Here is a 13136-nt window from a genome sequence, read left to right as displayed (position 1 = left end):
AACAAACAAAATGGGCAAAGGGCGTTTAGAAGCATTTAGCGACGGGGTATTAGCTATCATCATCACCATAATGGTGTTGGAGCTTAAAGTGCCGCACGATGCCGGTTGGGGGGCGCTGGAACACCTTGCACCGGTGTTTTTGAGTTATGTGCTCAGCTTTGTTTACGTGGGTATTTACTGGAACAATCATCACCATATGATGCATGCGGCAAAATCTGTTAACGGCGCTATTTTATGGGCCAACCTGTTCCTATTGTTTTGGCTATCGCTGGTGCCGTTTGTTACCGCCTGGATGGGCGAGAACCACTTTAGCCAGGTGCCGGTTGTTTGCTATGGCTTGGTGCTAATCATGAGTTCGATCTCATACGGCATATTGATGCATTGCCTTGTTAAGCATCATGGCGAAAACTCGGTACTGGCCCGAGCCATTGGTACCGATACCAAGGGGAAGATCTCTACCGGTATTTATGCAGCCGCTATAGTCGTTTCGTTCATCCACTCGTGGATAGCTTTTGGCATGTACTTTATAGTAGCGCTGATCTGGTTGATCCCCGACAGGCGTATCGAGCGCAAGTTAGCCGACGAAAATAACCAGCATCACGCTAACTGAGTTCTTTCATCAGTTTATCAAAAGCGTCCTTTAGTTCGGCCAATTCTGTTTCTACTTTGCTCAGGCGCTCTTCCAGTTCGGATGTTGATGTGCGGCGCGATGGCTCGTCCTGCGAATCGTCTTCAACGATAGTCCCGCCTAACAGGTGGCGGTAGCGCACTTCTTTTTGGCCGGGGCGTTTGGGTAACTGCAATACATAGGGCATATCGCCGCTCGCCAGTTTCTCCAACATGGCCTGCACCTCGTCCAGGTCCTCAAACTCATACAACCTGCCCGAATTGGTGTTGATCTCGCCCGGCGTTTGCGGCCCGCGCAATATCAGCAGGCATATCACCGCAACTTCTGATGGTACCACAGGGAACACGATGCCAAAGTTATGCTTGTACTTAATGGCCCTACTGCTGCCACCTGTCGCGGTAGAAATTAACCCTTTCCGTTTTAAGGTATCCAGCGCCAGCATTACGGTGTTCTCGTCATAATCAACTACAGGCCTGCGTGCTGTTTTCTGATTACATGCGGCGGTAAGCCCGTTAAGCGTCATGGGGTAATAGTCGGGCGTGGTTTTGCTTTTTTCCATCAGCGAGCCCAGTACCCTTAATTCGGTATCAGATAAAACAGGTAAAGTTTGCGGAGTATCCATGCACAAATATATAATTTGCTTTTTATGAGTGTTCCATTCCGGCTTGTTATATTCGCTCAAATATGACGGTTAGTATTTTAGGTTGCGGATGGTATGGTTTGGCGCTGGCAAAAAAGCTTGTTACCAATGGCTTTGCGGTTAACGGTTCCACCACATCTGCAGATAAACTGGCAGTGCTTGCCGCGGAAGGGCTAAATCCCTTCCTTATCGATTTGTCAGATAAAAATGCCAATTACGATCCTGCATTTTTTATCTGTGATGTTTTAATCATAGCTATCCCGCCTAAAAGTCGCTCGGGAGAGGGGGTTGAGTATGTTCATAAACTACAGCATGTTATCGATGCTATCCACCGGGTCAGTGTTAAAAAGGTTATCCTCATAAGTTCCACAGGCGTGTACTCGGAACAGAATATGGAAATGAATGAATTAAGCGACCCGAATCCTAACACACAGTCAGGATTGATACTTTTTGAGGCGGAAGAATTATTCAGGCGACAAACCGCTTTTAAAACCACCATCATTCGTTTTGGCGGCCTGGTTGGCCCGGGCCGCGACCCCGGCAGGTTCTTTGCCGGAAAGAAAGACATACCAAACGGACTGGCGCCGGTTAATATGATCCATCAGGACGATTGTATAGGGCTCACGTTTGCGGTATTAAAAAAAGACGCCTTCGGCCATAAATTAAATGCCTGTGCACCGCATCACCCGCCAAAATTTGCATTTTACACACAGGCCGCCGCAAAAGCAGGGTTAGAGCAGCCCGCATTTTTACCGGAACTGAGGGAATGGAAGATCATCAGCAGCGTGTACACCGGCAAGGTATTGGGGTACGATTACAAGATCAGCAACTGGTTCGACTGGTTAGCGTAAAATACTAAACTATATTCAGCGGGTTGTTCCTAAAGTATTCGATCTTGGCCATAAACATGGTTGCCATTTTGTCCGCGCGCCATTTTGCTTCATCAGCTTTTTCGCCGGCGAAAAGTTGGTCTACTGTTTTGTTGAATAATTCCAGCCAGTGCGCAAAATGTTCGGGACCAACCGGCAAATGGGCGTGAGGGGGAAAAGGCCGCCCGTTGTAGGTGTACTCTTCCAATAAAACCGTTTGCCAAAAGCGGTACATTTTTTCGAGATGGATGGGCCACCTGTCCTGTATCCGCTCATTAAATATCGGCCCAAGTAACTCATCAGACTGTACCCGCTGGTAAAAAGCATCAACAAGCAATTTTATATCCTCAACGGTCAATATTTGCGGGCGGGAATCCATGTCGTAAAGATAACATGTTTGTTTGTTTTATCGGGTATGCGGAAGGTATCACCCTATCCCGGTAAATCAATAAAAACAAAAAGCCTCCTTCTGCTTAACAAAAGGAGGCTATGCAAATGCTATGGATTTATTAAAGTTTCTTTATCTCTACGTTTCTGAACCATACGTCAGCGCCGTGGTCCTGTAAAGCTATATGGCCTTTTTTGTAGGTGCCAAAGCCGGGCCACTCTTTAAACTTACTGCCTGCTACCAGCTTTTTCCAATTATCATCCCACATAGTTGTCGATAATACTTTTTCATCGTTCACCAGTATGTCCAGCTGCCCTTTGTTGGCAATTACTTCGGTTTTGTTCCATTCGCCGGCTGGTTTAACCACTTCTTTTGAAATAGAGATCAGGTCGTACAGGTCGCCTGCGCGGTGTTTTATCAGTTTGCCATCTTCGTTCTCCTTGTTATCAGCAATCTGGGTTTCGGGGCCGGTTTGCCATGGGTACTGGTATTTGGCGGTATCCTCGTGCACATAAAACATAATGCCGCTGTTGCCCGCTCGCGATATCTTCCATTCTACCTTTAGGTGAAAGTTTTCGTACTCATCGTTTGTTACAATATCGCCGCCTTCGGCGCTTTGCCAGTCGGCTTTTTTAGACGCATCCAGGTGCAGTAAGCCATCTTTTAATTTCCATGCTTTACCCACCGTGGTTTTACCATAGTTATGCCAGTTGCTAAGCGTCGAATCCTGTAATAAAGGGGTAATATCAGTAGTGGTGCTATCGTTTGGTACCGTGGTGGTATCAGTTGCGTTATTGTTTTTAACAGATGAATTGCAGGCGGTAACAGTAATAATACCGGCAAGCAACAGAAAGCTTATTTTGTTCATTGGTTTAATTAGTAATAGTTTATAAATTTCCTTTTTTTATCTCGTTAGCGGCAAAAGTAGCTGCCCTGGCAGTAAGCGCCATATACAATATAGACGGGCTTTGGTTACCGGTACTGGTCATGCAGGCACCATCGGTAACAAACACATTTTTACAGGCGTGTAGTTGGCTATTTCCGTTTAGCATCGATGTTTTTGGATCTTTTCCCATTCGCACACCGCCCATTTCGTGAATATCCAGCCCGGGCGATTGCTTGTTATTGTACTTGCTGATGTTTTTAACGCCGGCTTTTTCCAGCATCTCTGCCGTTTGGGTCAAAAAGTCCTCTATCATCAATTCATCATTGGGGTGATACTCAACCGAGGTAACCAGTAGCGGGATGCCCCATTGGTCTTTTTCGGTATCGCTAAGGCGTACGTGGTTAGTTTCAATCGGTACGGTTTCGCCTTGCAGATAAGCAAATACATGCCAGCCGCCGGGTTCGCACAGGTCGTCTTTGTATTGCGGGCCTACCTGGCCGTTTTCGGTATCGTTAGGGTGCTGGTCGCGGTAGGCGTTCATGAAGGTTGTATAACCGCCAAAGAAGTTGGTATCGCGCTTGTGCAGGTTACGGAAATTTACCAGGATCAGATCGGTAGGGTTGCGGCCAAAATAATATTTATCCAGGAACCCATCCAGCGTACCCGATACCGATGCACGGTAGTTATGAAATGCTACGTATTTACCCAACACCCCGCTGTCGTTACCCAAACCGTTAGGGAAGCGCTTTGATTTAGAGTTGAGCAATATCAGGTTGGTGTTTAAGGCCGATGCGTTCAGGAAGATCACTTTGGCAAAGTAATCGATGGTTTCTTTGGTGTTGGCATCAATGATGCGCACGCCGGTTGCCTTGCCAAGCTTTTCATCATAAATAACTGAATGTACAACAGAATGCGGGCGAATGGTCAGGTTTCCCGTTTTCTCGGCCCAGGGCAGGGTGGAAGAGTTGGAGCTGAAGTACCCTCCGAACGGGCAACCGCGCATACACATGTTACGCGCCTGGCATTTGCCGCGGCCCTGGTCAAGGTGTACCTGTTGCGGGTCGGTTAGGTGCGCCCAGCGGGCATGTACCAGGTGCCGGTCGGTATAATTCTCTTTTAACGATTGCTTGATATGCTGCAAAGGCACGTTCATTTCAAAAGGCGTTTGAAACTCGCCATCGGGCATAGCTTCTAAACCATCCTTGTTACCGCAGATGCCGATAAATTTTTCGACATGTGAATACCATGGCGCCACATCCTTATAGCCGATGGGCCAGCCAATGCCATAACCAAAACGCTCGGGCGCGGTAAATTCAAACTCGCTCCAGCGCTGTGTGGCGCGCCCCCAGGTAAGCGATTTACCGCCAACCTGGTACCCGCGGATCCAATCGAAAGGTTTTTCCTGCACGTAGGGGTGGTCGGCATCCTTAACAAAAAAATGGTCGCAATCATCACCATAACCGGCTGCCTTGGTTATCAGTGGGTTTTCTTTATACTGTTTAAGGCTCACCCGCCCACGGTACGGAAATTCCCAGGGCGGGGTGGTGGCTGTTGGGTAATCTTTAAGGTGTTTTACATCGCGGCCGCGTTCTAAAACAAGGGTTTTCATACCCTGCTCGCAAAGCTCTTTGGCAGCCCATCCGCCGCTAATACCCGAACCAATAACAATAGCATCAAAAGTGTTCGCGGCAGCACGGCCCGAATTGGTATTTGAAGGATTTACTGACATGAAGTTTAGAATAATTGGTATTATAAAGATGCGATATTTTATTGGGAAATGTAAGTACTACACTATCCAAAATCGATTTACTCATAGTTTTCCTCCCATTCATGAGAGGGAAACTATGATGTTTGTTATGACCGAACCTTACTTGCTAAAATATTCGCTTAACGCATCTAAACCCGGGCTGTCGCCGCTATTCATATAAATGTTTGAGGTCGCGTTGGCCATCATCAGCGCTGCTTCGGCATCTAAACCTAATAAAACAGCTATACAGTAACCCGCATTAAAGTTATCACCTGCGCCTGTAGAGATCTTTGGGTTTGCAATAAAATCAGGCTCGTTAATGTGCGTGCCATTGCCATCCCAAGCTATGGAAATTTTGGAATTGTGGATGATAAGTGTGCTGATATTTAGAACCGTAAAAAGTTTGTTACCGATGGCTTGCAGATCGGCAGGGGGGGCATCACCGATAAGTGTTTTGTAAAGGATATTTGCCTCGTTACGGTTGAGGCTAAGCGTCACCTTACCATAGGCGCCAAATTGTTCGATCAATTTAATGGCGGATGTTATGGCTTCGGCGCTTCGCTTAGAGCAGTCCGAAAGGTCAAAGAAAAATTGCTGGGATTGTTTTATTGTTGAATTGTTAAGAACATCACATAGCAAGCCCTGCCACATGCTGTTGCTGTGGTCAAGTTCGCTCCAGTTTACCAGGCAGATCAGGTCGGCGGTGCCGAATACCGCCTTAAGGTTTTCTATGCCGATGGTTTGTTTGATGGTTGCCCAGTCGGCGTGGTTCAGGTCGGTCATTTGGGCCAGCATGATCTTGCCATCTGTAAATTCCATCGCCGTAGTAAAACCGGGATTGGTAAAGCTGTACAGGTTGCAGTTGGCATGCATGCCCGTAAAGGCCGGGGCAAAGTGCGGCACACCAAATGCGCCCACGCAATTTACACCGATGCCCATACCTGCCAGCGCATTTGCCATAATAGGCATATTGCCGCCCAGTTTTTGCACCAGTTCCTCGCTCTCTAAACTAAAGCCCGAGCCGCTTTTGCCGCTGATATAGCTGCCAAACTCGCTGATGGTGCGGAAGAAGACAATGCCCGCATCGTCGGTTTTGTAGTTGACAACCTTTACAATAGAGTCTACAAAACCATCGAAACCGGCTGCTGCTTTTTTACCTGCTAATAACGACGGCGCGTTTTGCAGGCATTGCTGTATTTGCTTTGCCTTTTCTGTCATATCACGACGAGTGTTCCAATTCGGAGGCGGCATCTTTATCAAGCAATACAATGGCGTTTGAAAGCTTTTGCAGGATGGATGCAGGTACATCTGTACTAACTGTTCCCTGCAAGCTTTCGTGGATGATGCCCGCTTTTTTTGCACCCGATGCTATCAGTACCGCCTTGGCCGCTTCTGATAAATGCCTTAAGCCAAGCGTGATGCCTCCAGTTAGTTTAGTTTCCTGGTTAAAATATTTTTGCCCAACTTGTATGGTAACGGGGTCGAGGTCTGCAAGGTGAGCATACAGATCAACCGGTGTCCCCGGCTCATTAAGGCCTAAGTGGCCGTTCATGCCTATGCCTACCATCATGATATCCAGCCCACCCTTGCTGCTGATAAACTTATTAATGCGTTCGCATTCCGCTTCAAGATCGGCGGCTTTGGCATTAAACAGGGTAATATTGGTAAGCTTATTGTTTAGCTTATCAAAAAAGTTGGTTTTAAGGTAATATTTACAGCTGCCCTGGTCGTTCTCGTCCATGCCAACCCACTCATCCAGGCCGATAAAAAAACTTTGGCTCAGGTCTATTTTACCTTCGTTGGCCCATTGCACAAGGTAATTTAACGTCCCCGTTGGCGAATCGCCCGAAGGGAAACATAAAACCGATGCAGGTTTTTCAGCTAATTGTTGGGCAACCAGTTCGGCGGCCGCTTTTGACATATCGTCGTAGGTATCGTATATAGCTATTTTCATAATTAATCTTGTTTAGCGTTAAGCCACAGATCGATGGGGCGGTCAACTTTTGGATGAAATGGCAGACTGATCTTTTTGCCCTGCCCGGCAGATGCATAAGCTGCATACAGCATTTCCAACACAGCACGGCCATCTTCGCCGGTTACCAGTGGGGTTTTATCCTCGCGCACACATTCAATAAAGTGCTTCAACTCGTGCGGATATCCCTGGTTAAATACTTCCTCAAAAATAGTGAAGCTCCAACCTGCGGAGGTATCGGCCTTCTCCATGGCGTAACCATACCCTTCGCGACTGTAAGTTAAAGCCGAGCTACCCATAAACAGATCGGCATAAATCACACCGCCCTTCCCGTAGATCTCGCAGCGGTCGTCCATGCCGCCGTGTTTGGCCCAGCTATCCTCGGCAACACAGGTAACGCCATTCTCAAACTCTACTATCACAATTGCGTTGTCCTCGCCTTTGGTGCGCCCGCCGTGCAGAACGGTGCTCATGGTAGCATAAACATCTTTAACTTTAGCATTGCCGAGCATCCAGCGGAACCAGCCCATGGCGTGGCAGCCCATATCCATTAGCACACCGCCACCGGCAAGGTTAATGTCGTAAAACCAATCGGTATGCGGGCCGGAGTGTTTTTCGGCCTGTTTAAGCATATATACCTCGCCAACGGCACCTTCTTTTACCACCTGCCTTGCACGCTCATACTTTGGCGCGAAGCAAAGCTCTTCGGCATACATCAGCTTTACGTTGTTGGCTTTGCAGGTGGCTATCATTTCGTCGGCTTCTTCTAAAGTAACGGCCAGCGGCTTTTCGATGATGATGTGCTTGCCTGCTTTAGCAGCTTTAATGGTGTTGATGGCATGCAGGTAATTAGGCACGCAAATGTCAATTACCTCGCAATCAGTTTCGGCGAGGAGTTGATCTACATCGTCGAAATAAGCGGGAATATGGTGCTTTTCGGCAAAAGCCCTGGCTTTACCGATATTGCGGGCGTAAACGGCCAAAATTTCGGCCTCGGGTATAAAGCGCTGGTACGATTCTACGTGGATATCTGATATAAATCCGGCGCCAAGAATGGCAACTTTAGTTTTGGTCATGGGTGTTAGTTGGTTAGCTGAAATGTTTTCTCCAGTTTGATATTATTTGATGCCGCACCTATCATCAGCTTAAATTCACCTGGCTGGGTGATCAGTTGCAGATTATCGTTATAAAACTGCAATTTTTCTTTATTAATAGTGAATGTAATCCGTTTTGTTTCGCCGGGGGCAAGCATCACCTTTTTAAAATCCTTCAATTCTTTAACAGGGCGGAGGGGTTGTGCCACCATATCGCGGATGTAAAGCTGCGCGGTCTCTTCGCCTGCTATTTTACCGGTATTTTGAAGATCGAAAGATACGGTAAGCGACTCCGTTTTTTTAATATTGGTTTTGCTGATGCTGATATTGCTGTAGCTAAAAGTTGTATAGCTTAAACCATAACCAAAAGCGTATTGCGGCGTATTTGGCAGATCGATGTATGACGAACGATAAAACGTATCGTTATCGCCCTGCGCAGGCCTGCCGGTGTTTAGGCTGTTGTAATAAATCGGGATCTGCCCCTCGCTGCGCGGAAAAGTGATAGGCAGCTTGCCGGCAGGGTTATAATTGCCAAACAGCACATCGGCCACCGAGTTGCCCATCTGGCTGCCCAGCCACCAGGTATAAACTATTGCAGGGGCGTGGTCGGCGGTCCAGTTGAACACCATGGGCCTACCTGCCATTAGCAGCACTACAACAGGTTTACCTGTGGTTACAACCGCTTTTATCAACTCTTCCTGCACGCCGGGAATGTGGATGTTGGCCTTGCTTCGTGCTTCACCGGTCATGAAAATATCCTCGCCAACGGCCATCACCACTACGTCGGCTTTATTGGCGGCATCAACAGCATCTTTAAAATCGGTAGCTACGCTGTCTTTTATCTTACAACCCTCGGCATAATAAATTTTGGCACCGGGGGCTTGTTTTTGGATGCCATCGTATATGGTTACCACGTTGTCGTTCGGATCAACATCGGTTGACCAGGCACCTTTCAGGTACCATTTCTCTTTACTCAGCGGACCTATCAGCGCGATGCTTTTTATGGATTTAGAGAGCGGCAGGATATTTTTTTCGTTCTTTAACAGTACGATGCTTTTGCGGCCCATATCCCTTGCGGCCTCAATATTTTCGGGCCTGTTCATGGCGGCCTTTTCGCGGGCGGGGTTTATAAATTTGTAGGGATCGTCAAATAACCCCATCTCGAATTTTTTGGTGAGGATGCGCCTTACCGCCTCGTTTACCACAGCAATATTTATCCGGCCGTCCTTAACTACCTTAGCCAGATTGCCAATGTAGGCGCGGCTTTCCATATCCATATCGTTGCCGGCTTTTATAGCTACTTCGGCAGCTTCATAATTATCTTTTACAAAGCCATGCGGTATCATTTCGCCAACGGAGTTCCAGTCGCTCACCACAAAACCTTTAAAACCCCATTTGCCTTTCAGGATGTCGCGCTGCAGATAGCTGCTGCCGGTTGCGGGGGTACCGTTCAGGTCGTTAAAGGAGTTCATGAAGGTAGCTGCGCCGGCATCTAAAGCGGCTTTAAAAGGAGGGAGATAAGTTTCCCAAAGGGTGCGCCTGCTCATGTCCACACTGTTATAATCCCTGCCGCCAATGGCAGCGCCGTAAGCTGCGAAGTGTTTTACGCAGGCCATCACCGCATCAATATTACCCAAACCTTTGCCCTGGAAACCTTTTACACGGGCCTTGGCTATCATCGAACCGAGGTAAGTATCTTCTCCCGCGCCTTCCATTACCCGGCCCCAGCGCGGGTCGCGGGCAATATCAACCATGGGCGCAAATGTCCAGTGGATGCCTGCGGCTGCGGCTTCGGTGGCGGCTATCCGCGCCGAACGCTCCATCGCCGCCATGTCCCAACTTGCGGCCTCGGCCAGCGGGATAGGGAAGGTGATACTGTACCCGTGGATCACATCCTGCCCAAAAAGCAGCGGGATCTTCAACCTTGATTGCATCGCTGCTTCCTGGAAAGCGCGGGTATGGTTTGTGCCCATAATATTCAGCACCGAGCCTACCTTGCCCTTTTTTACGTCATCCAGTTTATTGCCTACATCTTTGGTGACCGGCCCCGTAGCTTCCCAGTCGCCGTTTAGCTGGTTTAGTTGGCCAACCTTTTCGTCCAGGGTCATTTTGCTAATAAGCGCATCCACCTTGGCCGAAATTGTTTTTTGCTGCGCGAAGGATGCTTCTGCACACAAAAGCGCCGCGGCTGTAAACGCAATTTTCAAATATTTCATGGCTTACAGGTATTTCATTTTTTTAAGATATGCCACCCAAACTACATATGCTTCGGGTTTCAGGTGCAGGCCTTCGTAGGTGTATTTGGCATCCAGCCGGTTTTGCGCATCAGTAAACAGGGGCTGCAGGTTGATATAAGTATAGCCCATTTTACCCGCCTGCGACTGCAGCATGGCATTTACCCGAGGGATATGCTCGCCCTTATCGTAATGCTGCGGGAAGTTTTTAATGGTAGTATTTAGCGGTAAAATGCTTTGTACGTATATTTTGGTAGCGGGACTTTTTGCCTTTACCTGCCCTATGATCTTAAAATAATTATACGCGATAACCGAATCGGGGATATCTTTACCAATATCATTTATCCCAAGCAATATGAACAGTTTTTTGGGCTGACGGGCAATGATATCGTCCAGTCGTTTTAATACGCCGTAGGTAATATCACCGCCAATACCACGATTAACCACCGTGGTATCGTTAAGCAGCTTTGCCCAGTTGCCCATTTCAGTAATGCTGTTACCTAAAAATATAATGCCGCTTTGCGTTACCGGTTGCTTTTTAAATTGTTCTAACCGCTGGGTGGTATGGTCGGGGATGAAAGGGATGGTATCAAACAGGTTTTGGTTTGACGGCCGGGTTTGTGCCTGCGCAAAAACAGGCAGCAGCAATAACAGCAGGAGGTATTTCATAATTTGTTTATTGGCGGTTTAAAAATACAATAATTCCTGAACCGGGATTAAACAGATTGGTGGGATTATGTGATTTTTTTAAGAGTATAATATAAGCTGTGTCCTTGCGAGGTACAAAGCACTCTCTTTGCTATGCAGAGCCGTCGATTAGTTCTCTGTTAGGCGCGACAGAGAGATGTCCATTCGGCCTGTGGATGTTCATTTTCTTTGTCTTAGCCACAAAGAAAACGAACCAAAAGAAAAGGCCAAGTCAAAGCGACGCTTCCGCCCGCCCTGCCGGTTTTTAACGCTTTCTCCCGCATGCGCGAGTTCGAAAGCTAAACCGCCATTCCCGCCATACACCCGGCCCGCCTGCTTTGACGTTTGGGCCAGCGCTCATTAGAAAATAGCATCCTATAAATAATGATTCAGAAAAGAAATCCTACCAATCCCACAAATCCGCTTAATCCGGGTTCAAACACAATTATCCGTCCTGTTGTTAATAAGCTAATGGAACCCATCACCATCATAGTAGAAACCCCAAAGGGCAGCGGCCATAAGTACGATTACGAACCAAAGTTAAAGGCCTTTAAACTGAATAAGGTGTTACCGGCGGGAATGGTGTTCCCGTTCGATTTTGGGTTTATACCGGATACGAAAGGTGGCGATGGCGACCCGCTGGATGTGGTGGTAATATCAGAGATCGCTACCTTTTCGGGATGTTGTATTGATTGCCGGATCATTGGCGCTATAAAGGTGAACCAAACCGAACGCGACGGCAGCACCATGCGTAACGACCGCTTTTTAGCCGTGCCAACCGTATCGCAGCTATTTAGTGAGGTAAACACCATGCTGCAGCTGCCCGAGGCCATCATCAACCAGTTGGAGAGTTTCTTTAAAAACTACAATGAACAGGCCGGAAAAAAGTTCGAAGTGATAGAAAGGGTAGAGGCCGAAGAAGCTTACAGGATGATAAAGGACTAAATTTTCCCAGGTGTCCCACTAAATATGACACACTAAACATCAATACATAAACTATTGATAATTAATAACTTACAAAAGTAATAGTTGCACTTTTATTTGAAGTGTTTCTTTATATAAAATACAGAATATTCTGTAAATAAAGATATTATTGATTTTCGACAGGGTGTCCCACCCGTTTCTGAATGGGACACCTTGGTTTTAGATTTTAGAATTACGTCCCGATAGCTATCTGTATCGGATTTATCAGCTTCTTAAATTTTATCTGTGGGTTTACAACAGTAACAAAAAGCTAAACTTTCATAACGAGATGCATTTACCAGCCAGTTGGCCACAAGCGAGGAGGCTTGCGGTAGCAATGCTAACTTAAATTCGAAATTGAACATTCGAAATCCGAGATCTTTCTACTCTACCACCTCGTAAGTATCAACCGGTTTAACCTTATTCTTGAGGGCGAACTGGCCGTTTGGCTTACACTGGAACGATTCTTTGGCCTTGTGGTAAACATCTTCGGTAATGATGATCTGGCCGGCGGTGGCTATGCCCTGCAAACGCTGCGCAAGGTTAACCGAGTCGCCAATAACGGTATAATCAAGGCGTTTTAAGGATGCCGAACCGATGTTGCCCGATACCATTTCGCCGCTGTTGATCCCTACCGAAATGCTTGGTTTGAATATTTTACCGTTGCCCGCGTCTATCTCGGGCTCGTTAGATAAATGGGCTTTAACCGACAACGCGGCATCTATCGCCCTATCCAAATGGAACTCGCCGCGGAAAACCGCCATGATAGCATCGCCCATAAACTTATCAACGTGGCCGCCCTGGGCAATAATTTCCTTTACAATTTTATCAAACAGGCCGTTAAGCAATGTTACCACGGTGTTTGCCGGCACATGCTCGGTAATGGCTGTAAAGCCGCAAACATCAACAAACATTACGGTAGCTTCCAGCAGCTCGTTTTTCATCAGGCTGCCTTCAAACTCCTTATGATTCATAAAATTGAGCACGTTCTCGTCCACATACATCTTCAGGATGTTGTTCTCTTTGAT

At 47.2% G+C, this 13136-nt stretch carries 13 protein-coding genes; 3 read left to right on the top strand and 10 right to left on the bottom strand.

From position 1 onward, the window contains the following. The first annotated feature begins 10 nt into the window (after window positions 1–10). Window positions 11–610 (top strand): TMEM175 family protein, encoded by a 600-nt coding sequence (locus EWM62_RS17715; protein ID WP_129878013.1) that lies wholly within the window; start codon window positions 11–13, stop codon window positions 608–610. Here EWM62_RS17715 and EWM62_RS17710 read toward each other — a convergent pair. Further along, complete coding sequence (locus EWM62_RS17710) at window positions 603–1250, bottom strand: YceH family protein (protein WP_129878012.1); 648 nt, start codon at window positions 1248–1250, stop codon at window positions 603–605. The genes EWM62_RS17715 and EWM62_RS17710 overlap by 8 nt on opposite strands. 62 nt (window positions 1251–1312) lie before the next feature. Between EWM62_RS17710 and EWM62_RS17705 the strand changes: the two genes are divergently transcribed. Beyond that, entirely contained in the window at window positions 1313–2119 is an 807-nt protein-coding gene (locus EWM62_RS17705; protein WP_129878011.1) for an SDR family oxidoreductase, read from the top strand. A 4-nt stretch (window positions 2120–2123) separates the two neighbouring features. Here EWM62_RS17705 and EWM62_RS17700 read toward each other — a convergent pair whose 3' ends face one another. The 8 genes from EWM62_RS17700 to EWM62_RS17665 form a co-directional block, all read right to left on the bottom strand. Then, complete coding sequence (locus tag EWM62_RS17700; protein WP_129878010.1) at window positions 2124–2516, bottom strand: group III truncated hemoglobin; 393 nt, start codon at window positions 2514–2516, stop codon at window positions 2124–2126. A gap of 130 nt (window positions 2517–2646) precedes the next feature. Then, on the bottom strand, window positions 2647–3393 hold the full coding sequence (locus tag EWM62_RS17695) for a 3-keto-disaccharide hydrolase (protein ID WP_129878009.1): 747 nt from the start codon (window positions 3391–3393) through the stop codon (window positions 2647–2649). 19 nt (window positions 3394–3412) lie between these two features. Then, window positions 3413–5140, bottom strand: a complete 1728-nt coding sequence (locus EWM62_RS17690) for a GMC oxidoreductase (protein ID WP_129878008.1) — start codon at window positions 5138–5140, stop codon at window positions 3413–3415. 138 nt (window positions 5141–5278) lie between these two features. Next, window positions 5279–6376: a PfkB family carbohydrate kinase gene (locus EWM62_RS17685; RefSeq protein WP_162499867.1), complete on the bottom strand. Its 1098-nt coding sequence runs from the start codon at window positions 6374–6376 to the stop codon at window positions 5279–5281. 1 nt (window position 6377) lies between these two features. After that, window positions 6378–7112, bottom strand: coding sequence for a 6-phosphogluconolactonase (locus EWM62_RS17680; protein WP_129878006.1), 735 nt, complete (start codon window positions 7110–7112; stop codon window positions 6378–6380). A gap of 2 nt (window positions 7113–7114) precedes the next feature. Beyond that, on the bottom strand, window positions 7115–8206 hold the full coding sequence (locus EWM62_RS17675) for a Gfo/Idh/MocA family protein (RefSeq protein ID WP_129878005.1): 1092 nt from the start codon (window positions 8204–8206) through the stop codon (window positions 7115–7117). 5 nt (window positions 8207–8211) lie between these two features. Next, window positions 8212–10440, bottom strand: coding sequence for a beta-glucosidase BglX (gene bglX, locus EWM62_RS17670; protein WP_129878004.1), 2229 nt, complete (start codon window positions 10438–10440; stop codon window positions 8212–8214). A 3-nt stretch (window positions 10441–10443) separates the two neighbouring features. Then, on the bottom strand, window positions 10444–11127 hold the full coding sequence (locus EWM62_RS17665) for a GDSL-type esterase/lipase family protein (protein ID WP_129878003.1): 684 nt from the start codon (window positions 11125–11127) through the stop codon (window positions 10444–10446). Between the two features lie 489 nt (window positions 11128–11616). Here EWM62_RS17665 and EWM62_RS17660 point away from each other — a divergent pair, with 489 nt between their 5' ends. Continuing rightward, window positions 11617–12090 carry an inorganic diphosphatase gene (locus EWM62_RS17660; protein WP_162499750.1) on the top strand — a complete coding sequence of 158 codons (474 nt, stop codon included), beginning with the start codon at window positions 11617–11619 and terminating at the stop codon, window positions 12088–12090. Window positions 12091–12491: 401 nt separating this feature from the next. Here EWM62_RS17660 and EWM62_RS17655 read toward each other — a convergent pair. Next, a partial coding sequence (locus tag EWM62_RS17655) for an adenylate/guanylate cyclase domain-containing protein (protein WP_129878002.1) occupies window positions 12492–13136 on the bottom strand: 645 nt, incomplete at its 5' end.

The sequence above is a fragment of the Mucilaginibacter terrigena genome, assembly GCF_004168255.1.
In the GTDB taxonomy this organism is placed as follows: Bacteria; Bacteroidota; Bacteroidia; order Sphingobacteriales; family Sphingobacteriaceae; genus Mucilaginibacter; species Mucilaginibacter terrigena.
Note: the sequence above shows the minus strand (reverse complement) of the source record. Positions and strands in the feature narration are given on the sequence as shown.

What these genes read in the sequence shown, in the direction of transcription:
- EWM62_RS17685 (WP_162499867.1), bottom strand. Translation starts at nt 6,376, where the DNA reads ATGACAGAAAAGGCAAAGCAAATACAGCAATGCCTGCAAAACGCGCCG.
- EWM62_RS17715 (WP_129878013.1), top strand. Translation starts at nt 11, where the DNA reads ATGGGCAAAGGGCGTTTAGAAGCATTTAGCGACGGGGTATTAGCTATC.
- EWM62_RS17695 (WP_129878009.1), bottom strand. Translation starts at nt 3,393, where the DNA reads ATGAACAAAATAAGCTTTCTGTTGCTTGCCGGTATTATTACTGTTACC.
- EWM62_RS17665 (WP_129878003.1), bottom strand. Translation starts at nt 11,127, where the DNA reads ATGAAATACCTCCTGCTGTTATTGCTGCTGCCTGTTTTTGCGCAGGCA.
- EWM62_RS17680 (WP_129878006.1), bottom strand. Translation starts at nt 7,112, where the DNA reads ATGAAAATAGCTATATACGATACCTACGACGATATGTCAAAAGCGGCC.
- EWM62_RS17700 (WP_129878010.1), bottom strand. Translation starts at nt 2,516, where the DNA reads ATGGATTCCCGCCCGCAAATATTGACCGTTGAGGATATAAAATTGCTT.
- EWM62_RS17690 (WP_129878008.1), bottom strand. Translation starts at nt 5,140, where the DNA reads ATGTCAGTAAATCCTTCAAATACCAATTCGGGCCGTGCTGCCGCGAAC.
- EWM62_RS17705 (WP_129878011.1), top strand. Translation starts at nt 1,313, where the DNA reads ATGACGGTTAGTATTTTAGGTTGCGGATGGTATGGTTTGGCGCTGGCA.
- EWM62_RS17710 (WP_129878012.1), bottom strand. Translation starts at nt 1,250, where the DNA reads ATGGATACTCCGCAAACTTTACCTGTTTTATCTGATACCGAATTAAGG.
- bglX (WP_129878004.1), bottom strand. Translation starts at nt 10,440, where the DNA reads ATGAAATATTTGAAAATTGCGTTTACAGCCGCGGCGCTTTTGTGTGCA.
- EWM62_RS17660 (WP_162499750.1), top strand. Translation starts at nt 11,617, where the DNA reads ATGGAACCCATCACCATCATAGTAGAAACCCCAAAGGGCAGCGGCCAT.
- EWM62_RS17675 (WP_129878005.1), bottom strand. Translation starts at nt 8,206, where the DNA reads ATGACCAAAACTAAAGTTGCCATTCTTGGCGCCGGATTTATATCAGAT.